The organism is Moorella thermoacetica (assembly GCF_001267405.1).
GTDB classification, from domain to species: Bacteria; Bacillota; DSM-521; order Neomoorellales; family Neomoorellaceae; genus Neomoorella; species Neomoorella thermoacetica.
In genome coordinates this window covers 2,014,499-2,039,565 of record NZ_CP012369.1, presented here as the reverse complement: position 1 = coordinate 2,039,565, position 25,067 = coordinate 2,014,499, and the positions used below count along the sequence as shown (strand labels likewise).

The 25,067-nt window shown below is 61.6% G+C and carries 23 protein-coding genes; all 23 read left to right on the top strand.

Translation table 11 applies throughout. The features are described from left to right. The first annotated feature begins 69 nt into the window (after positions 1 to 69). Positions 70 to 804, top strand: coding sequence for a phosphoribosylaminoimidazolesuccinocarboxamide synthase (purC, locus tag MOTHE_RS10135; protein WP_011393547.1), 735 nt, complete (start codon positions 70 to 72; stop codon positions 802 to 804). 59 nt (positions 805 to 863) lie between these two features. Then, entirely contained in the window at positions 864 to 1,169 is a 306-nt protein-coding gene (purS, locus tag MOTHE_RS10130) for a phosphoribosylformylglycinamidine synthase subunit PurS (protein ID WP_011393546.1), read from the top strand. 83 nt (positions 1,170 to 1,252) lie between these two features. Continuing rightward, entirely contained in the window at positions 1,253 to 1,963 is a 711-nt protein-coding gene (purQ, locus tag MOTHE_RS10125) for a phosphoribosylformylglycinamidine synthase subunit PurQ (protein ID WP_011393545.1), read from the top strand. Continuing rightward, positions 1,953 to 4,154: a phosphoribosylformylglycinamidine synthase subunit PurL gene (purL, locus tag MOTHE_RS10120; protein ID WP_011393544.1), complete on the top strand. Its 2,202-nt coding sequence runs from the start codon at positions 1,953 to 1,955 to the stop codon at positions 4,152 to 4,154. Before purQ ends, purL begins: the two co-directional genes overlap by 11 nt. Beyond that, positions 4,118 to 5,554 (top strand): amidophosphoribosyltransferase, encoded by a 1,437-nt coding sequence (gene purF, locus MOTHE_RS10115; RefSeq protein WP_162490084.1) that lies wholly within the window; start codon positions 4,118 to 4,120, stop codon positions 5,552 to 5,554. Before purL ends, purF begins: the two co-directional genes overlap by 37 nt. Before the next feature lie 171 nt (positions 5,555 to 5,725). Continuing rightward, positions 5,726 to 6,778: a phosphoribosylformylglycinamidine cyclo-ligase gene (gene purM, locus MOTHE_RS10110; RefSeq protein ID WP_011393542.1), complete on the top strand. Its 1,053-nt coding sequence runs from the start codon at positions 5,726 to 5,728 to the stop codon at positions 6,776 to 6,778. Positions 6,779 to 6,794: 16 nt separating this feature from the next. Next, on the top strand, positions 6,795 to 7,412 hold the full coding sequence (purN, locus tag MOTHE_RS10105; RefSeq protein WP_011393541.1) for a phosphoribosylglycinamide formyltransferase: 618 nt from the start codon (positions 6,795 to 6,797) through the stop codon (positions 7,410 to 7,412). 189 nt (positions 7,413 to 7,601) lie between these two features. Beyond that, a complete protein-coding gene (gene purH, locus MOTHE_RS10100) occupies positions 7,602 to 9,143 on the top strand; it encodes a bifunctional phosphoribosylaminoimidazolecarboxamide formyltransferase/IMP cyclohydrolase (RefSeq protein ID WP_053095064.1) in 1,542 nt (513 codons plus the stop codon). Between the two features lie 16 nt (positions 9,144 to 9,159). Further along, positions 9,160 to 10,425 carry a phosphoribosylamine--glycine ligase gene (gene purD / locus MOTHE_RS10095; RefSeq protein WP_053095063.1) on the top strand — a complete coding sequence of 422 codons (1,266 nt, stop codon included), beginning with the start codon at positions 9,160 to 9,162 and terminating at the stop codon, positions 10,423 to 10,425. Positions 10,426 to 10,613: 188 nt separating this feature from the next. Further along, a complete protein-coding gene (locus tag MOTHE_RS10090) occupies positions 10,614 to 12,296 on the top strand; it encodes a spore germination protein (protein WP_011393538.1) in 1,683 nt (560 codons plus the stop codon). Further along, positions 12,297 to 13,394 (top strand): GerAB/ArcD/ProY family transporter, encoded by a 1,098-nt coding sequence (locus tag MOTHE_RS10085; RefSeq protein WP_011393537.1) that lies wholly within the window; start codon positions 12,297 to 12,299, stop codon positions 13,392 to 13,394. After that, positions 13,394 to 14,818: a Ger(x)C family spore germination protein gene (locus MOTHE_RS10080; RefSeq protein WP_053095060.1), complete on the top strand. Its 1,425-nt coding sequence runs from the start codon at positions 13,394 to 13,396 to the stop codon at positions 14,816 to 14,818. Before MOTHE_RS10085 ends, MOTHE_RS10080 begins: the two co-directional genes overlap by 1 nt. Before the next feature lie 150 nt (positions 14,819 to 14,968). Next, positions 14,969 to 15,196, top strand: a complete 228-nt coding sequence (locus tag MOTHE_RS10075; RefSeq protein ID WP_011393535.1) for a hypothetical protein — start codon at positions 14,969 to 14,971, stop codon at positions 15,194 to 15,196. A 143-nt stretch (positions 15,197 to 15,339) separates the two neighbouring features. Then, the gene (locus MOTHE_RS10070) at positions 15,340 to 15,639 is read left to right on the top strand and encodes a YerC/YecD family TrpR-related protein (protein ID WP_011393534.1); all 300 of its coding nucleotides are present in this window, start codon (positions 15,340 to 15,342) and stop codon (positions 15,637 to 15,639) included. 228 nt (positions 15,640 to 15,867) lie between these two features. Continuing rightward, the gene (gene hisZ, locus MOTHE_RS10065; protein WP_053095058.1) at positions 15,868 to 17,037 is read left to right on the top strand and encodes an ATP phosphoribosyltransferase regulatory subunit; all 1,170 of its coding nucleotides are present in this window, start codon (positions 15,868 to 15,870) and stop codon (positions 17,035 to 17,037) included. Between the two features lie 369 nt (positions 17,038 to 17,406). Next, positions 17,407 to 18,093, top strand: coding sequence for an ATP phosphoribosyltransferase (gene hisG, locus MOTHE_RS10060; protein WP_011393532.1), 687 nt, complete (start codon positions 17,407 to 17,409; stop codon positions 18,091 to 18,093). Continuing rightward, positions 18,077 to 19,351 (top strand): histidinol dehydrogenase, encoded by a 1,275-nt coding sequence (gene hisD, locus MOTHE_RS10055; protein WP_053095051.1) that lies wholly within the window; start codon positions 18,077 to 18,079, stop codon positions 19,349 to 19,351. Before hisG ends, hisD begins: the two co-directional genes overlap by 17 nt. 6 nt (positions 19,352 to 19,357) lie before the next feature. After that, positions 19,358 to 19,948 carry an imidazoleglycerol-phosphate dehydratase HisB gene (gene hisB, locus MOTHE_RS10050; protein ID WP_011393530.1) on the top strand — a complete coding sequence of 197 codons (591 nt, stop codon included), beginning with the start codon at positions 19,358 to 19,360 and terminating at the stop codon, positions 19,946 to 19,948. A gap of 125 nt (positions 19,949 to 20,073) precedes the next feature. Further along, positions 20,074 to 20,706, top strand: a complete 633-nt coding sequence (hisH, locus tag MOTHE_RS10045) for an imidazole glycerol phosphate synthase subunit HisH (RefSeq protein ID WP_011393529.1) — start codon at positions 20,074 to 20,076, stop codon at positions 20,704 to 20,706. After that, positions 20,684 to 21,415, top strand: coding sequence for a 1-(5-phosphoribosyl)-5-[(5-phosphoribosylamino)methylideneamino]imidazole-4-carboxamide isomerase (hisA, locus tag MOTHE_RS10040; RefSeq protein ID WP_011393528.1), 732 nt, complete (start codon positions 20,684 to 20,686; stop codon positions 21,413 to 21,415). The genes hisH and hisA overlap by 23 nt, the downstream gene beginning before the upstream one ends. 52 nt (positions 21,416 to 21,467) lie before the next feature. After that, positions 21,468 to 22,226, top strand: a complete 759-nt coding sequence (gene hisF / locus MOTHE_RS10035; RefSeq protein WP_053095046.1) for an imidazole glycerol phosphate synthase subunit HisF — start codon at positions 21,468 to 21,470, stop codon at positions 22,224 to 22,226. Positions 22,227 to 22,238: 12 nt separating this feature from the next. Beyond that, the gene (gene hisI / locus MOTHE_RS10030) at positions 22,239 to 23,087 is read left to right on the top strand and encodes a phosphoribosyl-AMP cyclohydrolase (protein WP_011393526.1); all 849 of its coding nucleotides are present in this window, start codon (positions 22,239 to 22,241) and stop codon (positions 23,085 to 23,087) included. A 172-nt stretch (positions 23,088 to 23,259) separates the two neighbouring features. Beyond that, on the top strand, positions 23,260 to 24,918 hold the full coding sequence (locus tag MOTHE_RS10025; RefSeq protein ID WP_011393525.1) for a methyl-accepting chemotaxis protein: 1,659 nt from the start codon (positions 23,260 to 23,262) through the stop codon (positions 24,916 to 24,918). Positions 24,919 to 25,067: the final 149 nt, after the last annotated feature.

Below are 25,067 nucleotides of genomic sequence, written 5' to 3'. Positions count from 1 at the left end.
TCCCGCCTCCAGGAAGCCGACCAATAATTTCCTTATTTGGTATAGATTATTTCAAAGGAGAGGGATGACATGCCTGTTAAAGGCGAACTACTGTATGAAGGTAAAGCCAAACGGGTTTACCGGACGGACGACCCCGACCATTACCTGGTGGAATTCAAGGACGAGGCCACCGCTTTTGACGGCTTGAAAAAGGGCACCATAGCCCGCAAAGGAGAGATTAACACCCGGCTATCGGCCCTGTTCTTTCAAATGCTGGCCGGCCGGGGTATCCCCACCCACTTTATCGAGCAGACCGGCCCCCGGGAGATGCTGGTCCGAGCGGTAGACATTATCCCGGTGGAAGTGGTCGCCCGCAACATTGCCGCCGGCAGCCTGGCTAAACGCCTGGGCCTGGCTGAGGGCGAGCCCCTCAAACGACCGGTCCTGGAGTTTTACTACAAATCCGACGAGCTCCACGACCCAATGATTAACAACTACCACATCGCCGCCCTGGAACTGGCCGCCGGCGACCAGGTAGAAGCAATGGAAGGTTACGCGTGGAAGGTAAACGAATTGCTGACGGAATTTTTAAAACCGGCCAACTTGGTCCTGGTGGACTTTAAGCTGGAGTTTGGCCTGCACCACGGCCAGGTCCTTTTGGCGGACGAGATCTCCCCCGACACCTGCCGCTTCTGGGACAGCACCAGCGGAGAAAAGCTGGACAAGGACCGCTTCCGCCGCGACCTGGGCGGGGTAGAAGACGCCTACGAGGAAGTTCTGCGCCGGGTGGAGAGATTGTGCCTGAACCTTGAAAGTGTAGGCTGAGGCAAGGGGCTGGCAGATACAGGCGGAGGGTAGAACCTATTTTCAAAGGAGCGTCATCTATGTTACTGGCCAAGATTCACGTTACCTTAAAGCCAGGTGTCCTTGATCCCCAGGGCGAGGCCGTAGGTAAGGGCCTCAAGGCCATGGGCTATGGTGGCGTCGCCGCAGTGCGCGTTGGTAAATACCTCGAAATCATGCTGAACCTGGACGACCGGGAAGAGGCCGGGCGGCTGGTAGAGGAGATGTGCCGGCGCCTCCTGGCTAATCCGGTAATCGAGGAGTATCGCTATTCCCTCGAAGATGTTGCCGGCGTTTCCACAGAGGGGCCGCTCATGAGGGACGCCACGAAAGCATCGCAGCGGTGAACGGAATGGTGATATTTTTGCAGGATCCCTCATGAGGGACCCTGCCCTCTCCAAGAACCCTGAAAATTTATGGAGGAACAGCTATGAAATTCGGCGTTATCGTCTTTCCCGGCTCCAACTGCGACCAGGACGTCCACTACGCCCTGGGTAGCGTCCTGGGCCAGAACGTTGACTATCTATGGCACGGCGACACCAGCGTTTCCGGCTACGACTGCCTGATCCTGCCCGGCGGCTTCTCCTACGGCGACTACCTGCGGGCCGGGGCCATTGCCCGCTTTGCCCCCATTATGCCGGCAGTCATTGATTTCGCTCGCTCCGGGGGTCTGGTCCTGGGTATCTGCAACGGTTTCCAGATCCTCCTGGAGGCCGGCCTCCTACCGGGTGCCATGATGCGTAACGCCTGCCTCCAGTTTCGCTGCCAGTGGACCTGTTTAAAAGTGGATAATAACGCTACACCCTTTACCAATCGCTTCCGGGAGGGGCAGGTCGTCCGTATCCCCATCGCCCATGGTGAAGGCAATTACTACGCCGACGCAGCCACCCTGGCCCAACTGGAAGCCAACCGGCAAATTATCTTTCGCTACTGCTCCCCGGACGGTGAGGTGACGCCGGCGGCCAATCCCAATGGTTCGGTGGGCAATATCGCCGGCATCATCAACCGGGAAGGCAACGTTCTGGGAATGATGCCCCATCCGGAACGTTGTGCCGAAGGGATCCTGGGTGGTAGCGACGGCCGGGAACTGCTGGCGTCCATTGTTGACTGGTGGGAGAGGGGAGAGCGCCTTGGAGCCTGAAATCTACCGGAGAATGGGCCTCACTGATGCAGAATTTGAGAAAGTTAAGGCCATCCTGGGCCGGGAACCCAACTACGTCGAACTGGGCATGTTTGCCGTTATGTGGTCAGAGCACTGCGGCTATAAAAGCTCCCGTTCGGTACTGAAGCTGTTCCCGACGAAGGCCCCCTGGGTCCTCCAGGGCCCGGGGGAGAACGCCGGCATCGTGGACATCGGTGACGGCCAGGCCGTGGTCTTTAAAATCGAAAGCCACAACCATCCCTCGGCCATAGAACCCTTCCAGGGGGCGGCCACCGGGGTGGGGGGCATCGTCCGCGACATCTTTGCCATGGGGGCGCGGCCCATTGCCGTCCTCAATTCCTTACGTTTCGGACCCCTGGACGACTCCCGCACCCGGTACCTCATGGGCGGGGTGGTGGGCGGCATCGCCTTTTACGGCAACTGCCTGGGCCTGCCCACGGTGGCCGGGGAGGTTTATTTTGAACCCTCGTATGCCTGTAACCCCCTGGTCAACGTCATGGCCGTGGGCTTAATCGAGCAAAAGAATATCCGCCGGGGTACGGCTGCCGGAGTGGGCAACGCCGTCATGCTAATAGGTGCTCGCACCGGCCGCGACGGCATCCACGGGGCCACCTTCGCCTCCGAGGAATTGAGCGAGGCTTCCGAGGAGCGACGGCCCTCCGTCCAGGTAGGCGACCCCTTCCGGGAAAAGCTCCTCATCGAAGCCTGCCTGGAAATAATAAATGAAGATTTAATCATCGGCATGCAGGATATGGGCGCCGCCGGTATTACCAGCTCCTCCTGCGAGATGGCGGCCCGGGCCGGCACCGGCATGGAGATTGACATCGCCCTGGTGCCGCGGCGGGAAGAAGGTATGACCCCCTACGAGGTCATGCTGTCGGAATCCCAGGAACGGATGCTCTTGGTACCCAAAAAAGGCGCTGAAGAGAGGATCCGGGCCATCTGCCGGCGCTGGGGCCTGGAAGCGGTAATCATCGGCCGGGTAACGGGCGACGGCCTGATGCGCATCATGGAGAACGGCCGGGTGGTGGCCGAGGTGCCGGCCAAGGCCCTGACGGACCAGTGCCCGGTCTATGAACGGGAACGCCGCCGGCCGGCCTACCTGGATGAAGTACGGCAAAGGGACTTAAGCCGCCTGCCGGAACCGGAGGATTACGGCCGGGTGCTCCTGGGGCTGCTGGCGGCGCCGAACCTGGCCAGTAAAGAGTGGGTTTACCGCCAGTATGATTATATGGTCCGGACGGATACGGTGGCCGGGCCCGGGGGAGACGCCGCGATCTTAAGGGTTAAAGGCACGAGCAAAGGCCTGGCCCTGACGGTGGACGGCAATGGTCGCTACTGTTACCTGGACCCGGAGCGGGGCGGGGCCATCGCCGTTGCCGAGGCGGCCCGGAACCTCGCCTGTGTGGGGGCGCGGCCCCTGGCCATCACCGATTGCCTGAACTTCGGTAATCCCGAAAAGCCCGAGGTGGCCTGGCAGTTCTATCAGGCCGTGAGCGGCATGAGCCGGGCCTGTGAGGTTTTGCGGACCCCGGTAACCGGCGGTAACGTCAGCTTTTATAACGAAACCGAAAGCGGAGCTATCTACCCCACCCCGGTGGTGGGCATGGTCGGCCTGCTGCCGGATATAGAAAAACGCTGTGGCATTGGTTTCCGCCGGGAAGGCGACCTGTTGATCCTTATGGGCGAGACTTACCCGGAGATAGGCGGCAGCGAGTACCTGGCCACATTCCATGGCCTGGTGGCCGGAGAACCGCCTGCCCTGGACCTGGAGCGGGAAAAGGCCGTCCAGGCCCTGGTCCGGGAGGTTATCGCCGCCGGGCTAGCAACAGCAGCCCATGACTGCGCCGAAGGGGGTCTGGCCGTGGCCCTGGCAGAAAGCGCCCTGGCCGGAGGCCTGGGGGCGGAGGTGGAACTGGCGAGCGACCTGCGGCCCGATTTTCTCCTCTTCAGTGAGAGCCAGTCCAGGATACTGCTGGCGGTAGCACCTGAGGCCAGGGACAGGGTGCTGGATCTGGCCCGAGAAAAGGGCGTGCGGGCATCGGTCATTGGCCGGTGCGGGGGCCACAGCCTGGTGGTAAGGATAAACGGCAGGACATTGTTCAATCTAAGCCTTGAGGAGATGGGGAAACAATGGCGGGAGAGCATACCGGTGCTGATGGCCCGGTAAGGATGTCATCCTGGCACGAGGAGTGCGGTGTCTTTGGCATCTACGCTCCGGGCCAGGACGTGGCCCGGCTGGCCTACTACGGACTCTTTGCCCTCCAGCACCGCGGCCAGGAGAGCGCTGGTATCGCCGTGGCCAACGGCCGCCATATCGCCGTCCACAAGGGTATGGGGCTGGTGGCGGAGGTCTTTAACCGGGACAACCTTCGGGCTTTACATGGTGACGTGGCCATCGGCCACGTGCGTTACTCCACCACTGGTGCCAGTTCCCTGGTCAACGCCCAGCCCCTGGTCTTCCGCTACCTCAGGGGCATGGTGGCCATCGCCCATAACGGTAACCTGACCAACGCCAGCGAGCTGCGGCGGGAGCTTGGAGCCAGCGGGTCTATCTTCCAGTCCTCCACCGATAGTGAAATCATCGTTAACCTTATCGCCCGCCACAGCCAGGAGCCCGTCGAAGCAGCCTTGCTCCATTGCCAGGAAGAGCTTCGCGGTGCTTATTCCCTGGTGGTCATGACCGAGGAACAACTCATCGGCGTCCGTGATCCCCATGGTGTCCGGCCCCTGTGCCTGGGCAGGATGGATGGGGCCTGGATCCTGGCCTCGGAGTCCTGCGCCCTGGATACCCTGGGGGCCGATTTTGTCCGCGATCTGGAACCCGGGGAGATTGTCATTATCGACAGCCGGGGGGTGCGTTCCCTCCAGGGACCCCGGGCGGCCCACCGGGCCCACTGCATTTTTGAATATGTCTACTTTGCCCGGCCGGATAGCATCCTGGACGGCGAGACCGTCAACCTGGTGCGGCGGGAACTGGGCCGGAATCTAGCCCGGGAATACCGGGTGGCGGCCGACGCCGTCATTCCGGTACCCGACTCCGGTATTGCCGCCGCCGCCGGCTATGCCGAGGTGGCCGGCCTGCCCTTTGTGGAGGGGTTGATGAAAAACCGCTACGTCGGCCGGACCTTCATCCAGCCCACCCAGGAGATGCGGGACCTGGGGGTGCGCTTGAAGCTCAACCCTATCAAGCCCATCTTAAAGGATAAAAGGGTTATTATAATTGATGACTCCCTGGTCCGGGGAACCACCAGCCGGAGGATAGTAGCCATGCTGCGCCAGGCCGGGGTCCGGGAGGTGCACCTGCTGGTGGCCTCGCCGCCGGTCCTGTATCCCTGTTACTACGGCATTGATACCAGCGCCCGGGGAGAGCTCATTGCCGCCCGGTATCCCCTGGAGGACATCCGCCGCCATGTGGATGCCGACAGTCTCCACTACCTCAGCCTGGAAGGGTTGTTTCGTTCCGTGCAGAGGGGGATGGAAGACTTCTGCGCCGCCTGCTTCACCGGCCGCTACCCCATCCCCATCCCTTCCCCGGAGGAGGCTACCAAGTACAGCCTGGAAGGGTAGGGGTCAAGGTTTAACAGGCTGGCTTTTGGTTTGCAGGACTAACTTTACTGAAGAGCCGCTCATGGCGGCACGCCGCCACCAACGAGGGCATGAAAATGCCTGGTTGGCATTTGTCGGAAGCGAGGGAGACAATGCCAACCGGCGATAGAGTTATTTTCGGAGGGGGACATTATGGTAGCTGGGGAAGGCTTCACCTATGCTGCCGCCGGCGTGGATATCGCCGCCGGCAACCGCGCCGTCGAATTAATGAAAGAGCATGTCCGCCGGACCTTCCGGCCGGGGGTGCTGGGGGACCTGGGTGGCTTCGGCGGCCTCTTTGCCCTGGAGGCGGGGCGTTACCGGCAGCCGGTGCTGGTGGCCGGGACCGACGGGGTGGGGACGAAGCTGAAGATAGCCTTTAGCCTGGACCGGCACGACACCATCGGCATCGACGCCGTGGCCATGTGCGTCAACGACATCCTGGTCCAGGGGGCCGAACCCCTCTTTTTCCTGGACTACCTGGCCGTGGGCAAAATGGTGCCGGAAAGGGTGGCCCGGATTGTCGCCGGGGTGGCCGAAGGGTGCCGCCGGGCTGGTTGCGCCCTCATCGGCGGCGAGACGGCCGAGATGCCCGGCTTTTACCGGGAGGATGAATACGACCTGGCCGGATTTGCCGTCGGTGTTGTGGAACGGGAGGAGCTTTTGGACGGTAGCCGCATCCGGCCCGGGCAGGTAGTCCTGGGACTGGCATCCAGTGGCCTGCATTCCAATGGCTTTTCCCTGGCCCGGCGGGTTTTGTTGGTGGAAGCCGGTTATACCCTGGAACGGAAACTGCCGGAACTGGGCCGAACCCTGGGAGAAGAACTCCTGGAACCGACGCGGATTTATGTGGCCAGTATTTTACCCTTGCTGAAAGAAGGACTTATAAAGGGCCTGGCCCACATCACCGGCGGTGGGCTGATTGAGAACCCGCCGCGCATCCTGCCGCCGGGTTGCAGCCTGCGCCTGGATCGGCGCAGCTGGCCGGTGCCGCCCGCTTTCCGGCTCATCCAGGCTACCGGCAGGGTGCCTGAGGAAGAAATGTACCGCACCTTCAATATGGGTCTGGGGATGCTGGTGGTGGTTGAGGAAAGCGACGCCGGCAGGGTAAAGTCCCGGTTGGAGGCCGCAGGCGAGAAGGTTTTTGTCGTTGGTGAGGTTATTCCCGGCCGGCGGGAAGTGGAATTTGTGCCCGGTTTGCAATAAGGGGGAGGAAGGGCTCATGGTTGCGTCAACTTTACCCATTGGCATTCTGGTTTCCGGCCGCGGCAGCAACATGGAGGCCATTGCCGCTGCTATAGAGGCTGGGGAGGTGCCGGCCCGCATCCAGGCGGTCATAAGCGACCGGCCGGAGGCCCGCGCCCTGGAGCTGGCCCGGGAACGGGGGTTGAAAGCCTTCTGCCTCGCGCCCGGGGAATATCCTTCACGGCAGGCCTATGACCTGGCCCTGGCGACGGCCCTGAAAAAAGAGGGGGTGGAACTGGTAGCCCTGGCCGGTTTTATGCGCCTCCTGGGCCGGGAGTTTCTGGAACAGTTCCCGGGAGCGGTCATCAACATCCACCCGGCCCTGTTGCCTGCTTTCCCGGGGCTTAACGCCCAGCGTCAGGCCCTGGAGTACGGCGTCAAGTTTTCCGGCTGCACCGTCCACTTTGTCGACGCCGGCATGGACACCGGCCCCATCATCGCCCAGGCCGTAGTACCGGTCCGGAACGATGATACCCCGGAAACCCTGGCCGCCCGCATCCTGGCGGAGGAGCATCGCCTCTACCCCCGGGTGATCAAGTGGTTGGCCGAAGGCCGGGTAGAACTCCGGGGCCGGCGGGTAATAGTAAGAATTTGAAGGAGCCGCTCTACCATCGAACAGGAAAATTTGATGTTACGCCATGGTGGTGCGTCGATTTTATCCGGCCCAAGGCCTGCGGAGCGAAGGCCTTGGAATTGGGCGCAACCAGCGCTTGAGGGGAACCTTTAGTGGCATGGTAGAGTTAGGGATGTTTCAGCAATTGAAAGGGAGGCAGGTTTAAAACATATGTCTAAAAGGGCTCTAATCAGCGTCTCCGACAAAACCGGTCTGGTGGAACTGGCCCGCGGCCTGGTGGAACTGGGCTGGGAACTCCTTTCCACCGGCGGCACGGCCCGCACCTTAATCGCAGCCGGCCTGCCTGTGACCGAAGTGGCAGCCGTCACCGGCTTTCCCGAGATCCTTGACGGCCGGGTCAAGACCCTGCACCCGAAGATCCACGGCGGCATCCTGGCCCGGCCGACCCCCGAACACCTGGCCCAGCTCCAGGAGCAGGGCATCCAGCCCATCGACCTGGTGGTGGTCAACCTCTACCCCTTCCGGGAAACTATCGCCCGGCCCGGAGTGACGCCGGCGGAGGCCATTGAAAACATCGACATCGGCGGCCCGGCCATGGTCAGGGCGGCGGCCAAGAACCACGAGAGGGTGGGTATTATCGTCGACCCGGCCAGTTACAATGAGGTGTTAACGGAACTGAGGGAGAAAGGAAGCTTGAGCCCGGAGACCAGGCGCCGCCTGGCGGCGGCGGCCTTCGCCCATACCGCCGCCTACGACGCGGCCATTGCGGCCTATTTCCAGCGCCTCATGCGCAATGAAGAACCCTTCCCGGCCAGCTTCGTCTTAAGCGGTGAAAAGGTCCAGGACCTGCGCTACGGCGAGAACCCCCACCAGGGGGCCGCTTTCTACCGCTTGCCCGCCCCACCCCCCGGCACCCTGGCCGGGGCCCGGCAGCTCCAGGGCAAGGAGCTTTCATATAATAACCTCATGGACCTGGACGCCGCCTGGAACCTGGCCTGTGACTTCAAAGAACCGGTGGTGGCGATCATCAAACATACCAACCCCTGCGGGGTCGCCCGGGCAAGTACCCCGGCTGCGGCCTACCGCCTGGCTTACGCTGCCGACCCCGTTTCCGCCTTTGGCGGCATCGTCGCCTGCAACCGGCCGGTGGACGGCGAAATGGCCGGGGCCATGACGGAGATATTCCTGGAAGCAGTCATCGCCCCGTCTTTTACCCCGGAAGCCATGGCGATCCTGAAAAGCAAATCCAACCTGCGCCTTCTGGCCGCGGGTGAGAGGGCGGGTTGCCGTACCCGGGAATACCAGATAAGGCCCGTCAGCGGCGGCTTCCTGGTCCAGGAGCCGGACTACCATGTCCTCGAGCCGGAGAGCCTCAAGATGGTAACCGCCCGTAAACCTGAAGCCAAAGAGATGGCCGACCTGCTCTTCGCCTGGCAGGTAGTCAAACACGTCAAGTCCAACGCCATCGTGGTGGCCAGGGACGGCGTCACCCTGGGTATCGGCGCCGGCCAGATGAACCGGGTGGGGGCGGCTCGCATCGCCCTGGAGCAGGCCGGGGCCCGGGCTAAAGGCGCCGTTCTGGCTTCCGACGCCTTCTTCCCCTTCGGCGACACCGTGGAACTGGCGGCCGGGGCCGGGATCACAGCCATCATCCAGCCCGGCGGCTCTATCCGCGACGAGGAGTCGATCAGGGCTGCCGATGCCGCGGGTATAGCCATGGTTTTCACCGGCATCCGCCACTTCCGGCATTAAAGGAGGGCACTGGAAGATGCGTATCCTGGTAGTTGGCGGCGGCGGCCGGGAACACGCCCTGGTCTGGAAGATTGCCCGGAGTCCCAGGGTTACGGAAATCTACTGCGCCCCGGGCAACGCCGGCATCGCCGGCCTGGCCTACTGTGTGCCCATTGCTGCCGATGATATTACCGGCCTGCTGGACTTCGCCCGTCGGGCTGCCATAGATCTCACCGTCGTCGGTCCCGAGGCCCCCCTGGTGGCCGGTATCGTCGACGCCTTCCAGGCGGCCGGCCTGCCAATCTTTGGCCCCTCCCGGGGAGCGGCCCGGCTGGAAGGAAGCAAGATTTTCGCCAAAGAGTTGATGCAGGAAGCAGGCATCCCCACGGCTGCCCACGCTACCTTTACGGAGCCCGGTCCGGCCCTGGCCTACCTGGAGGAACACCCCGGACCGGTGGTGGTCAAGGCCGACGGCCTGGCAGCCGGCAAGGGCGTGGTGGTGGCCCCGGACGCGGCTACGGCCCGAGCAGCGGTCCGGGATATGTTTGGAGGCAAATTTGGTCCCGCCGGCCGGAGGGTAATCCTCGAAGAACGCCTGGAAGGGGAAGAAGTCAGCATCCTGGCCCTGTGCGATGGGAAAACAGCTATTCCCCTCCTCCCTTCCCAGGACCATAAGCGGGTGGGGGAAGGGGATACCGGCCCCAATACCGGCGGCATGGGCGCCTACGCGCCGGTGCCCTTCTATACCCCGGAGATTGCCGCCCAGGTGGAAGAAAGGGTTCTCCGGCCGGTTATCCGGACCATGGCCGCAGCCGGGCACCCCTACCGGGGCGTCCTTTACGCCGGGCTGATGCTTACCCGGGAAGGTCCCAAAGTCCTGGAGTTCAACTGTCGCTTCGGCGACCCGGAAACCCAGCCCCTGATGCTCCTTTTGGCAAGCGACCTGGTGGAGCTGATGCTAGCTGCCGTCAACGGTGAGCTGGCGGAAACGAGGATCGCCTGGTACCCCGGTGCCGCCGCCGGGGTGGTCCTGGCGGCGGGCGGTTATCCGGGCCCGTACGCCAAGGGTGATTTTATTACGGGATTGGAGGCAGTGGCACCGGGGGTGGAAGTCTTCCACGCCGGCACCGCCCTGGTGGACGGCCAGGTCGTAACGTCCGGGGGCCGGGTGGTGTGTGTAACCGCCCGGGGTAAAGATTTACGGGCCGCTTTGGACCGCGTTTATGACAGTATCAGGGCCATCCACTTCCAGGGAATGCACTACCGCCGGGATATCGGCCGTTGGGCCTTGGAGGCAACTTAAATAATTTAAATTTAAGATAAAAGCCCCTTTCGGCAGAAAGCGAAAGGGGCTTTTACGAAAAGTCATTTTCGAGCCCCCCTGCTCTTCCCCGGGCGCATAATTTCTCCTCTCCCGGCCAAGGATAACTTATATGAAAAGAACTGACTTCGGGTTTACTACTGTTATCCCGCGTACAGGAGGGAGAAACTTTGCCCGGTCCTTACCGTAGACCCCTGCGGGCGGCCCTTTTCCGCCGCCGGCAAAAGCCGACCCAACAGGGCAAGCAAGATAACAATAAAGATAAACAGGGCCAGCCTGGCAGCGGGAATAAACACACGGCGCCTTACCCGCCCCTGGAAGAGTACCGGCTTACGGCCGAGCTCAAGCTCAACCTGGAGCAGCTACAAAATATATTCGCCAAGTGCAGCGATGTGGTCCGTCGCGATTTTTACCTGGGCCAGGCCGTCAAGGTAGCCCTTTTTTATATCGACGGCCTGGCTGATAAAAAGCTGATCGAGGACACTCTGGTGCGGACTCTGCAGCAGGCACCTGCGGAACTGGCCCGCTCCCTGGCGGAAAGAACCCGGGACCTGACGGCGGTTATGGAGATGGTCATGCCTATGACGGACGTGGCCGTGGTTGACAACATGGGGAGTTTGGTTAAGCACGTCCTCAACGGTGATACAGTCTTGATCCTAGACGGGTTTAACAAGGGCCTGGCCTTGAGCACCAGGGCCTGGGAGCACCGTGCCGTCGAAGAACCCATTACCGAAAGCGTAGTTCGTGGCCCCAGGGAGAGTTTTATCGAGAGCCTGCGCACCAACACCTCCCTTATCCGCCGGCGCCTGAAAACCCCGTCCCTGAAGATGGAGACTGTCTGCCTGGGTCGCTACACCATGACCAACATTGTCATTACTTACATAGAGGACCTGGCTGACCCGGCGGTGGTGCGGGAGGTGCGCCGGCGCCTGGAGCGCATTCAAATTGACGGCGTCCTGGAGAGCGCCTATATTGAGGAACTGATCGAAGACAACCCGGATTCCCCTTTTCCCCAGATCGACCACACGGAGCGACCGGACAAAGTGGCTGCCGCCCTGTTGGAGGGGCGGGTGGGCATCCTTATTGACGGCACGCCCTTCGCCCTCATTGTGCCCACCGTTTTTGTCCAGTTCCTTCAGGCCAGCGAGGATTACTATGAACGCTATTATCTTTCCAGTTTCTTACGTTTAGCCCGATTCGTAGCCCTGAATATCGCCCTCTTACTGCCGGCTGTGTACGTGGCCGTCACTACCTTTCACCAGGAGATGCTGCCTACTAACCTGCTGGTGAAGGTGGCTTCCCAGCGAGAAGGGATTCCCTTCCCTGCCTTGGTGGAGGCCCTGTTGATAGAGCTGACCTTTGAACTCCTGCGGGAGGCCGGCGTGCGCCTGCCGCGTCCGGTGGGCCAGGCGGTGAGCATTGTCGGCGCCTTGGTCATCGGCGAGGCGGCAGTCAGCGCTAGCCTGGTTTCCCCGGCCATGGTCATTGTCGTGGCTATGACGGGGATCAGCTCCTTTGCCACACCCTCTTACTCCATGGCCATTACTTTGCGCCTGCTCCGTTTCATCATGCTTATCCTGGCGGGAACCCTTGGCTTTTACGGTATCATGCTCGGCCTGCTGGCCATCCTTGTACACCTCAATACCTTGCGCTCCTTCGGCGTACCCTACCTGGCGCCGGTGGCACCCTGGAATTTTAGTGACTTTAAAGATGTCGTGGTCCGGGTGCCCCGCTGGGCCATGAACTCCCGGCCCAGCCAAATCGGCTACCGCGACCCCGTCCGCCAGGGGGCAGGTCTGAAGCCTACGCCGCCGGCCAGTTCTAATCCTGCGCCTGAAAGGGGCGAGTCTTAATTGCGGGAAGAGGGTTATATCAGCCCCCGCCAGGCAAGCGTTCTGCTATGGTTTGCCATCCTGCCCACGGCCATCCTCTTTTTGCCGGCCCTTCTGGCTTTACGTGCCCGTCAGGACGCCTGGTTGGCGGTTATCCTGGCTACAATGGCCGCCGGAGTGCCGGCACTGGGTATTTACCTGCTGGCCCAGCGCTTTCCCCATTATACCCTGTTTCAATACTGCGAGTTGATTTTAGGACGCTTGGCCGGCAAAATGGTGGCCATGGTGTTTGTCCTGGGTTTTTTCTTACTCAACGCCGTGGTCATCCGGGAGTTCAGCGAGTTTCTAACGACCGCGGTAATGCCGGAGACGCCGTGTTTATTCTTTGCCTTCAGTATTGTCGCCGTGGCTATTTATGCCGCCCGCAACGGCCTGGAGGTTATCGCCCGCTGCACAGATTTTATCATGCCCCTGCTGGTCGCTTTTATTTTTGTGATCCTTCTCTTTTCGACTCCGGAAATGTCTTTAAGGAATATCTTTCCTTTTCTAGAAAACGGCATCCGGCCGGTCCTGGGAGGAACCCTAATCACCTGGCCCTTCCTGGGCCAGGTGATTATCCTGGCCACTTATGGTGCCTTCGTCAACCCACCCCGGTCCCTGGGGTGGAGCCTCATTAGCGGTCTGGTGGGGATCGCCTTTTTCCTCGGTCTAGTTACTATGGGCGTAATCCTCGTCTTTGGTGCCTGCGAAGCCAGCAGCCTGACCTTTGCCGGTTATAACCTGGCCAGGGTTGTCTCCCTGGGCCAGTTTTTGGAGAGGATAGAGGTCCTTTTCCTGGCTATCTGGGTCGCCGGTGTCTTTATTAAAATAACCTTGAACTTCTATGTGGTCGCCCTGGGCCTGGCTACTGTTACCGGTCTGAAAGAGTACCGGCCCCTGGTGGCGCCCCTAGGGGCCTTAAATACGGCTCTAGCAGCATTTATGTATAGAAACATCAGCGAGATCCGGCAGGATTTATTGATGGTAGAACCTGGTTGGACCTTGACCTGGCAATTTATTCTACCCCTGCTGTTGCTGCTGGTAGCCTGGGTGCGAGGGCAAAGGAGGACTGGCGCTTGATGATCTGGTGCCGGCGGGTACTGGCTGCTGTCTTGCTGATCCTGGGCCTGCCCACCCTATCTGGTTGTTGGAGCCGGCATGAGATTGAGGAACTGGCTATTATCATGGCGGTAGCCCTGGATAGTGCTCCCGGGGGCCAGGTACGCCTGACTACCTTTGTAGTTATCCCCAGGGCCGTAGGCGGCGGCCCCTCCATGGGCGGCGGTGGTGGCGGTGAACCCAAAAAAGCGGGCGAGGTCGTCAGCGCCGTTGGTAGCGACTTTGCCCAGGCGACCAGGCGCCTGGAAGGACAGGTGCCGCGGCGCCTCTTTTGGGCCCAGAACAGGGTGATAATTATAGGCGAGGACCTGGCCCGGCGCGGCCTCAATTACTTAGACCTCTTCCTCCGTGATCGCCAGATGCGCCTGACAACGCCTATTTTAATCACCAAGGGCGAAGCGCGTAAGGTGCTGGACCTGCCGCCGGGGATCGAGCTGAATCCCGGTACCATCCTGACGGGGATCTTGCGTAATCGCACCACGTTTAAAGTGGAGTTAAAGGACCTCCTGGCTATGTGGGAGGCGCCCGGAGACAACCCGGCCCTGCCGGAGGTGGTTATGACGCCGACACCGGAGCAGGAGAGCAAGGAAACAGGCGGCGAGGGTCGGGACGCTAAAGGAGGCGGCAACGAAGGAGGAGGGAAAGGGAAAACACAACCCGAGGCTGTGGTAATTAAAGGCGCCGGCGCCTTCCGTTACGACCGCCTGGCTGGCTGGCTCGACGAAAAGGAGGCTAACGGGCTGATGTGGCTGCGGGGAGAGGTAACGGAGGGGGTTGTTACGGTACCCCTGCCCGCCGGAGCCACGGGAACGGGGCAGGGTACGGCTGGTGGCCTAAGTTCAACCACGGGTAAGGGAGGCAGTCCCGGTCAGGGACAGACCCCCGGCGCGGAGAAGGGGGGTAACCGGGATCTGCCCCTGGCGCAAACCACCCTCTCCGCGCCGGCTCAGGTTTCCGTCGTCTTTCACCGCGTTAGCGCCAAAACCAAGGCCCAGGTTCAGGGCCAGCAGGTTACCTTTATGGTGGGGATCCGTGGTCAAGGAGACTTGATAGAGGTGACGGGTAACTTTAATCCCGATAACCAGGAACAGTTGCTCTCTCTCCAGGAGGCCGTCAACAAGGCCATCGAGGAACGCGTTCTTCTCGCCCTGCGTAAAGCCCAGCAGGAGTTCCAGACGGATATCTTCGGTTTCGGCGAGATCCTGCACCGGAGCAACCCCCGTTACTGGCACCAGGTCCAGGATCATTGGAACGAAGAATTTACCCGGGCGCGAGTACAGGTGCAGGTGGAGTTACAGCTACGAAGGACGGGCATGACCAACAGGACCCCTGGTAGAGTGGGGGCCGTGGGCGGTAAAGTCTCCACCCAGGGCATGACGAGATAGACTTTTTTAAGAGCCTTGGCAGGCTGTCGGCCGTGTTTGACCATTGCGGGTGTCTCCCGGCCGGATGAGTGTTTCCTACCGCCGGCACGGCACCAGCAGGCTGTTTTCAGGTACAGGCGTAAAGATAAAACTGCGCTGGGGGTATTACTAATGATCGCTTTAATTATCCTGGCTTTCCTGGTCATCGCCTACCTGGACGCTCCGGCCCTCTGGCAAAAAAAAGAGTGGCGGGAGCTGGCTGTTATGGGCATTGTCTGGTCCCTCGGCCTGGCCCTGAGCCTGGGCCTGGCTTTCCATTTACCAGTTCCCAGCCCGGCTAAAATGCTGGCCCGTTTTTTTGGCCCGGTAACCTCATGGCTGACCAGGTTGATTGGTTGAAGGGACAGGGGCTGTTAGGAGGAAAAATTCAGGCTGGTAGCGAAAAGTAGTTGCTGGGGTTTATAGAGTATCTCTCGGGAATTTTATCAGGGACTTGATTGCTGCCGTGGTCATGCTGCCGTTTATACGGGGGAGGGTGCTTTATGGTAAGCGATAAGTTGCGCGATCCTCAGGTTGATGATCTCTTCCGGGCCATCCTGGCCCTGGAAGATATTGATGAGTGTTACCGCTTCTTTGAAGACCTCTGTACTACCGCCGAAATCAAAGCCATGGCCCAGCGCCTGGCCGTAGCTCGTCTCCTGCGCCGGGGAGTGACCTATACGGCCATCGCCGAAGCCACCGGGGCCAGCACGGCCACCATCAGCCGGGTCAAACGCTTTTTAAACTACGGCGCTGATGGCTATAAATTAATCCTGGAGCGCCTGGAGGGTAATGGTAAGTAGGACCTCTGTAGACGTCCGGTAGCGGGCCGGGACGGGGTTTGGGCGGAGGGCACTGACAGGTGGCCGGCAGGCCCGGGTGTAAATGGCAGCTTTTCTGTATGCGACTGCGTTTAAGGGTACCAATCGGGAGTGAGGGCTGTGGATGGCGGCAACGGGCCTTTGCCCGGAGGGACGGCTTGTGCTATTATTACGTTAATACGTTAACATAGTAAAGTAGGTGCAAACGGGTTGGCCAGCAACCTTCCCCTCCAGCTACCGGCCGGGGTAAGTGATCTTCTACCGCCGGAGGCGGCCGCCCTCCGGCAGCTGGAGCAGCGACTGTTAAATTGTTTTCGCAGCTGGGGTTACCAGGAAGTAATGACCCCGACCTTTGAATTCGCCACTACCTTTCAGGCCGGCTCCCCGGCCGGGGAAGAAGGGGCCCTCTACAAGTTTATCGACTGCCAGGGGCGGGTCCTGGCCCTACGGCCGGAAATGACCGCCCCCATTGCCCGCCTGGTGGCAACCTCCCTGCGGCGCCGGGAACTACCCCTGCGCCTGGGGTATAGCGCCCGGGTCTTCCGCTATGAGGAGCCCCAGGCCGGCCGCCGGCGGGAGTTTCACCAGGCCGGCGTCGAACTTATTGGCGCCGGGGGAGTGGCCGGAGATGTCGAGATTATCGCCCTGGCGGTGGAGAGTCTGGCGCAGGCCGGTCTGGAGGATTTCCGGCTGGGCCTGGGCCAGGTGGCCGTGACCAAAGGCGTTCTCCAGGATCTGGCTCTGCCGCCCGAAGCGGTGGCCGGTATCAAATCCGCCCTGGCCAGCAAGGACCTGGTAGCCCTGGAACGGATCTATGATGAGTACCATCTGGAAGGTGAACGCCGGCGGCGCTTGGAGCTGCTGGCCACCATCCACGGTGGCCGGGAAGCCCTGGAGGAAGCCCGGGCTTGTTTCGGCCGGACGGCTGCGGCCGCTTCCCTGGCAGAGTTGTCCCGGGTCTGGGAGGCCCTGGGGGCCGCCGGCCTGGAGAAGTGGCTTTTTATCGACCTTGGTATTCTGCGGGACTTTGATTATTATACGGGCATTGTCTTTGAAGGTTATGTGCCGGGCCTGGGAGCCCCGGTTTGCGGCGGCGGCCGTTATGACGGCCTGCTGGCCCAGTTCGGTTATCCCTGCCCGGCTACGGGTTTTGCCCTGGGCCTGGAGCGGTTGCTCCTGGCCCGGGGAGAGACGGCACCGGCCTCGCTTGCGGGAGGCTACCTGGTGGCCGGGCGGGACCTGGCTGCCCTCCTGAAAAGGGCGCGGGAATTGCGCAGCAAAGGAACGGCGGTAGTTCTCGACGGCGAGAGCCGGAGCCGCCAGGAGGCGGCAGCCCGGGCCGCCGCCCGCGGCTTGAACCTGGAATGGATCGGGGAGTAAGTATTTTTGGAGGAGCCCTTCATGGTGGCTGACGTCCCCGCCAGCGAACCATAAAATGTAGGCTGAGGCAGAGGGCTGGAGGGTACAGGCGGAGGGCGACTTGGTTCGAGGCGTCAGATACTTACGCGAAGCCGAAGCGAGGCGGCGGTGAACGGGATGGGGATCGCAAAGTGGCTTGAGGAATGAGAAGTACCACACCCCGTTATGAATGATCAAAGAGATAAAGCCGAGCCACCCCCGACGCCGAGCAAGGCTGAGCGCTAAGTTTGCTAGCCGAGAACCACCGGAGGCCGGAGCTGTACCCTCCAGCCCCCAGGCTGGATGGTATTGACTTCCATTTTTACCAGAAGTCTATTTTCGGAGGAAGTAATGGTAACCAACCTGCTCACCCTGGCCCTGCCGAAGGGTAAACTGGGCCAGGACGCCCTGCAATTATTACAGGCAGCCGGGCTACCGGTAGAAGGGGTAGCTACCGAGGCCAGACAGCTGACCTTTACTTTTCCCGCCCCGGGGATACGCTATCTGATCTGCCGGCCCACCGATGTACCGACCTATGTCGAATACGGGGCCGCCGACCTGGGCATCGTGGGGAAGGACACCCTGGCCGAGGCCGGGGCCGATGTCTTTGAACTGGTGGACCTGGGTTTCGGCTACTGCCGCTTTGTGGTGGCCGCCCCCCGGGAGCGCTGGGAGGAGGCCGGGCGATCCCTGGAAAACTTGCTGGCCGGCAGCCGGCGGGTGGCCACTAAGTTCCCCCGGGTGGCGGCTTCCTTTTTCCAGGAACGGGGCCTCCCGGTGGAAATCATTAAATTGCACGGCAATATCGAGCTGGCGCCCCGGGCGGGACTGGCGGACCTGATTGTCGATATTGTATCTACCGGCCGGACCTTAAAGGAGAATGACCTGGTGGAGGTAGCCCCCATTTTTTCTTCTACCGCCCGCCTGATAGCCAACCGGGTCAGCTACCGCATAAATTACCGCCGCCTGACATCGGTGGTGGAAGCCCTGAAGCGGGCGGCCGGCCAGGGGGGAGAAAAGATTGCTACCACTAATTGATGGTAAAGAGGTAAAGCGCCGCTGGTCCGGGCGTCTCCTGGCCCGGGAAGGGGTGGCAGCCAGGGTGCGGGAGATTATTGCCGCCGTGAAGAGGGAAGGCCAGGCTGCGGTGGAGCGCTATACCCTGGAACTGGACGGTGTCGACCTTAAGGAGGCTGGCTTCCGGGTAACCAGAGAAGAGATTGGGGCCGCTTACAGGGCCGTTAGCCCGGACCTTCTGGAAGCCCTGAGGATCGCCAGGGACAATATCGCCACTTATCACCGCCGCCAACCCCGCGGTTCCTGGATGGAGACGGCAGCGGACGGCACCATCCTGGGCCAGATCTGCCGGCCCCTGGGACGGGTGGGGCTTTATGTGCCAGGTGGCACGGCGGCTTACCCTTCGTCGGTATTGATGACCGCTGTACCGGCCCGGGTGGCCGGGGTCAGGGAGATTGCCCTAGCGACACCGCCGCGGCGGGACGGGACACTACCGCCCCTGCTCTTGGTGGCGGCAGCGGAAGCCGGAGTAGAAGAGATCTACAAAATGGGGGGCGCCCAGGCCGTGGCCGCCCTGGCCTACGGTACGGAGAAAGTGGCCCCGGTGAATAAGATCGCCGGGCCGGGGAATATCTACGTTACCCTGGCGAAGAAGGAAGTCTACGGCCAGGTGGATATCGACATGCTGGCCGGGCCCAGTGAGATTGTCGTGATCGCCGATGGAAAGGCCCGGCCGGACTGGGTGGCGGCCGACCTTCTCTCCCAGGCCGAACACGACGCCCTGGCCGGGGCAGTCCTCATCACGCCGGATGCCGGCCTGGCCCGGGCGGTGGGGGAGGAAGTTACCCGCCAGCTCGAAGCCTTGCCCAGGCGGGAGATTGCCAGCCGTTCCCTGGCCGATTACGGCGCCGCCGTAGTGGTGACGGGCCTGGACGCTGCCATGGACCTGGCCAACTCCCTGGCCCCGGAGCACCTGGAGCTGTACGTATCTGAACCCTGGTCATGGCTGGGCCGGGTGGAGAATGCCGGGGCGATTTTCCTGGGGCCTTATAGTTCCGAGCCCCTGGGCGATTACCTGGCCGGTCCCAGCCACGTCCTACCCACCGGCGGCACGGCCAGGTTCTATTCACCCCTGAGCGTAGACACCTTTTTAAAGAAAAGTAGCTTGATTGCCTGCAACCGGGCGGGCTTCCGGGCTGCCGCGGGATATATCCAGGCTCTGGCCCGGGCCGAGGGCCTGGAGGGGCACGCCCGGGCCATCGAGCTACGGGAGGAATGACCCGTCATGAGTCGCGAGGCCCTGATTGAGCGCCAGACCACGGAAACAAACATTCGCTTGAAGGTTGCCCTGGACGGGAGCGGTACCTGGCAGGGGAGCAGCGGTATCCCCTTCTTTGATCACCTCCTGGCCCAGATGGCCCGCCACGGCCTCTTGGACCTGAAGGTCTGGGCCGAGGGAGACCTGGAGGTAGATAACCATCACACCGTCGAGGATATCGGCATCTGCCTCGGACAGGCCGTAAAAAAGGCCCTGGGGGATAAGAAGGGGATTAGCCGTTACGGCAGTGCCCTGGTGCCCATGGACGAGGCCCTGGTGCTGGTAGCCCTGGATTTCAGCGGCCGTCCCTACCTGGCCTGGGGCCTGGAACTCCCCCCGGGCCGGATTGGCAGCCTGGAGACGGAGCTGGTGGAGGAGTTCCTGCGGGCCATGGTGAATAACAGCGGGCTGACCCTCCACGTCCGGCAACTGGCCGGCCATAACGCCCACCACCTGGCGGAAGCCCTGTTCAAAGCCCTGGGTCGGGCCATCAGGCAGGCCGTCACCCTGGACCCGCGGGAGCAGGGGATACCCTCCACCAAAGGTATCTTGTCGTAAGAAGGGCATCGTGGCGGCAAGACACCAGGCGCCAGGAGTGAACCCCGGGCCGCTTAGGCGAGGAACAGGGAGCGAAGGAAGACCAAGCCGGCTAATGAAAGAGTTAATTCCGGAGGACTAAAGAAGTGCGGCCGATTGCTATCATCGACTATGGTATGGGCAACCTTTTAAGCGTCCAGAAGGCCCTGGACCGCCTTGGTTACCCGGTCGAGGTAACCGACGACCCAGGAGAGATCACCGCTGCTCCCGGTGTCATTCTGCCCGGGGTGGGGGCCTTTGCCGACGCTATGGCCAACCTGCAGCAGAAGGGGCTGGTGGCAGCCATCCGCGAGGTTGCGGAGCGGGGCGTGCCCTTGCTGGGCATCTGCCTGGGGCTACAACTCCTTTTCTCCACCAGCGAGGAGGGGGGGCAGGTAGCCGGCCTGGATCTCCTGCCGGGAGAGGTCAAGAGGTTACCGGCCGGCATAAAAGTTCCCCATATGGGCTGGAACCAGGTCCGTTTCCCGCGGCCGGGGGCCCTCTTCCGGGGAATCCCCGGGGGTACAGACTTTTACTTTGTCCATTCGTATTATATTGTACCCCGGGAGGAAGAAGTGGTAACCGGCACCACCGAATACGGCCTGGAGTTTGCCGTCAGCATCCAGAGGGGCAACCTCTTCGGGGTCCAGTTTCACCCGGAGAAGAGCAGCCGCCGGGGCCTGGAAGTTTTAAAGAATTTCGGGGAGTTGGTGCGCCATGCTGGTAATGCCGGCCATTGATTTGCGGGAGGGGCGATGCGTGCGCCTCTACCAGGGACGTATCGAAGCCGAGACCGTCTATTCCACGGATCCGGTGGCCGTTGCCCGGGGCTGGGTGGAACGGGGCGCCCGCTGGCTCCATGTGGTGGACCTGGACGGCGCCTTTGCCGGCCGGCCGCGGAACCTGGAGGTTATTGCAGCCATTATCAGGGCCGCCGGGGTGCCGGTCCAGGTGGGCGGCGGTATCCGCAGCCTGGAAAGCCTGGCGGGTGTCCTGGCAGCCGGGGCCTCCCGGGTGGTCCTGGGGACGGTAGCCATTACCAACCCGGAAGTTGTGGCCACGGCGGTGGAACGTTATGGCGAACGGGTGGTTGTCGGTATTGACAGCCTTGACGGCCAGGTGGCCATCGAGGGCTGGGAAGCTACGGTAGCCAGGGGAGCAGTGGAGTTTGCCCGGCAAATGGCGTCCCTGGGGGTCACGCGGGCCGTTTTTACCGACATCGGCCGCGACGGCACCCTCCAGGGGCCCAACATTGCCGCCACCCGGGAGATGGCGCGCAGCGGCGGCCTAAAGATCATTGCCTCCGGGGGTATTGCCAGCCTGGACGACCTCCGGAAGCTCAAGGAACTGGCAGCCGAGGGAGTGGAAGGGGCCATCCTGGGTCGCTCCCTGTACAACGGCAATTTCACCCTGGAAGAGGCCCTGGCCGTAGCCGCAGATGGAGATTAAAGGGCGGGGTGAATTCGCCTTTTGTAGAGCCAGCGGAAAGAGGCGGTATAGGTTGTTGACCAAAAGAATTATTCCCTGCCTGGATGTTGACCACGGTCGGGTGGTCAAGGGTACTAACTTTTTAAATTTGAGGGACGCCGGCGACCCGGTGGAGCTGGCGGCCGCCTACGACCGGGAGGGCGCCGACGAGCTGGTATTCTTGGATATTTCAGCCTCGGTGGAGGGCCGGGATATTATGATCGACGTGGCCCGGCGCACGGCGGCCCAGGTCTTTATCCCCTTCACCATCGGCGGCGGCTTGCGCTCCCTGGAGGACATCCGGGCCATGCTGGCCGCCGGGGCGGACAAAATTTCCCTGAATACGGCCGCCGTCCTGGACCCGGACCTGGTGGCCACGGCGGCCCGACGTTTCGGCAGCCAGTGCGTGGTGGTGGCCATCGACGCCCGGCGTACCGGCCCGGGTCGCTGGGAGGTCTATACCCACGGCGGCCGGAGGCCGACCGGCAGGGATGCCGTGGCCTGGGCCCGGCAGGTGGAGGAACTGGGGGCCGGGGAGATCCTGCTGACCAGCATGGACTGCGACGGTACCCTGGACGGCTACGACCTGGAACTGACGGCCACCGTCAGCCAGGCCGTGAATATCCCGGTTATCGCCTCCGGCGGGGTGGGCAAGCTGGAACACCTTTATGAGGGTTTGACGGCAGGAAGGGCCGACGCTGTCCTGGCGGCTTCTATTTTCCATTTTGGCACCTATACCATCAAAGAGGCCAAGGACTACCTGGCGGCCCGCGGCGTCCCGGTGCGGTTATAGGAGGTAAACCTCATGAGTGTCACCATCCCTGAGGATATTCACTTTAACGCCGAGGGCCTGATCCCGGCCATCATCCAGGACGCGGCCAGCGGCCAGGTCTTGATGCTGGCCTACATGAACCGGGAGTCCCTGGCCCGGTCCCTGGCTACCGGCGAGACATGGTTTTACAGCCGCAGCCGCCGCGAACTCTGGCATAAGGGCGCCACTTCCGGTCACCGCCAGTATATTGAGTCTGCCAGTTACGACTGTGACGCCGACGCCCTGCTCTTTAAGGTGCGCCAGGTGGGTGTGGCCTGCCATGAAGGGGAGTTCTCCTGCTTCCACAACCCCCTCCCCCTGCAAGTCAGCCGGCCCAGGGAAACCGGGGCGGGAGGCGACGCTCAAGCAGCCGGCGCGCCCCGCGGGGCGGCTTTCCCCTTACCGGAAGGGGTGGGGAAAGCTGCAAATAAAGGAGAGGCCGGCCGGGTCGTAACCACAACCGCCGGGGAGCAGCAGGAGGCCGGCTCTTACTGCGACCACACCAGCGGGCAAGAGAAGCAGGGCCGTAGGGAGGGAAACACCAGCAGCCAGGTTAATGCCGACCTGGGAACCATCCTGTCCCAGGTCTTCCAGGTCATCAAGGAGCGCCAGGCGACTCGACCTGAAGGGTCCTATACAGCCTACCTTTTTAATAACGGCCAGGATAAGATCCTCAAGAAGATAGGCGAAGAGGCCGGCGAGACCATTATTGCCTCTAAAAACGACAGCCGGCACGAGATACTATACGAAATGGCCGACCTTTACTACCATACTCTGGTCCTCCTGGCTTACCACGGTCTGGAACCTGAGCAACTGGCGGCTGAGCTGGCCGCCCGCCGCTGACGGCGCCAGTGACCTGCCGGCGGCCCGGTGATCCCTCCAGGTCCGGTGCTGCTGCCCCTGCCGCCGGCAGGTTACCGGCAGGGAACGCCAGTTACGGAACTTATAGATTTTTTCCTGGTGAAAGTTGAATATTTGTGTTAATATAGAGAAAAATGCCCGGGGGTGGGGGATCATGGTACTCAAGTGGCAAACCAAACTTCTGTATTTTATCCTCCTACTACTCCTGGCTCTGGCGCCGGGTACTGTGGGAACGGCCCTGGTGGCCATCCAGGGTATTAGCTGGCAAATTCTCCTTTTGCCGGCTGTCGTCGCCGGTGCCCTGGGGCTGATTTTAAGCCTGGGTATCCTCCTTAACCTGTACATAAAGTGGATGCGGCCCCTGCACCGGGTCCTGCAGTTCCTTAATTTACTGGGCAAAGGCGACCCGGTCCAGGCCGAGAAGTCTTTACAGAACGCGCGACTGGGGGAGAGCTTCCAGGGGCCGGTAACTGCCGTCCTGGACAGTTTTTACCGCCTGGTGGGTCGCTTACAATTAACTGCCGATGAGCTGGCCCATTTTTCCCGTAACCTCGAGGAGAGTTCCAGTACCACTTCCCGTAACCTGGAGGAAGTAACGGCAGCCATCCAGGGGATTACCAGCGGAGCCGATGAACAGGCCGGTGCAGCCCAGCGGGTAGCGGAGAATATCAATGTTTTACATAATTTAGCAGAAGATATTAACGATCGGGCCGCCCTGGGGATGGAGATGGGGGAGGAAGTCAATAGGAAAGAAAAGGAAGGTCGGGACCTCCTGGAGCATTTGCTCCAAGAGATAAAGGCCGGGGCCTCCTCCATCCAGGAAGCTGCCGGGCGGATGCGGCAGCTGGAAGCCAAAATGGACCAGATCAACACCCTGGTCCAGGCAGTAACGGAGATCGCCGACCAGACCAACCTCCTGGCCCTGAATGCCGCCATTGAAGCCGCCCGCGCCGGTGAGCAGGGTCGAGGTTTTGCTGTGGTGGCCGAAGAGGTGCGCAAGCTCGCAGAACAGTCGGCGGCAGCCGCCCAGGATATAACCTCCCTGGCTGCCTCCATTGGCGATGAAGCGCGCCAGACGGCAGCCCAGGTGGATAAGAATGTGGAATTGGTCCAGAGCAACATCCAGCGCGGCGCCCAGGTGCGGGAGAACTTTAGCGTTGTCAGTGAGGCGATAAAAAAAGCCGCCGAAGTCATGACCAATATCAGTCACCAGGCCCAGAACCAGCTGACCAGGGTAAAGGAAGTCGGCGAGGCCGCCGGCCGTATGGCCGCCGTGGCTCAGGAGACTGCCGCCAGCATTGAAGAAGTAGCGGCGGCTACCGAAGAGCATAAGTCCACCATGGCCGTAGTGGAGGAGCATACGCGCCAGTTTACGGATATGGCGCGGAATTTCTTTACCATGGTCGCCTCCTTTACCAGGGACGGCTGGGATGAGGACCTGCGCCGGGAACTCATTCGCCAGGGACAGGAGGTGCTGGCAAGGCTGGCCGCCGACCCGGGAGTTAAAAAAATGGAGGCGACAACCCTGGCACCCATCCTGGATGACACCTTCAGTAAATCACCTTTTATCCAGACATTGATTGCCGCCCTGCCTGATGGTACGGCTATCTATAACCGGCCGGAGTCGACTATAACAAACTGGGCCTTCCGGCCATGGTTTCAGGCGGCTGTCAGGGGTGAAAACTACGCTAGCGAGCCCTACGTGACCCAGTGCACCAACCGGGTGGCCGTTACCATCTCTGTACCCATTTTCGGTGATGAAGGCCGCATCGCCGGGGTCCTGGCGGCCAACATAGCCCCGGCGCGGAGATAATCTTCCGGCAACACAGTACGGTAGGTGCCGTTCTCGCCCCCCTGAGGGGGCTTTTTTTATCGCCCATGGCTGCTGGGCCTAAGGGCGGCAGCGAAAATTTTTAGCACTAAAGGGTGCGGCAGGGCATAAGATGATTACAGGTTTAAATT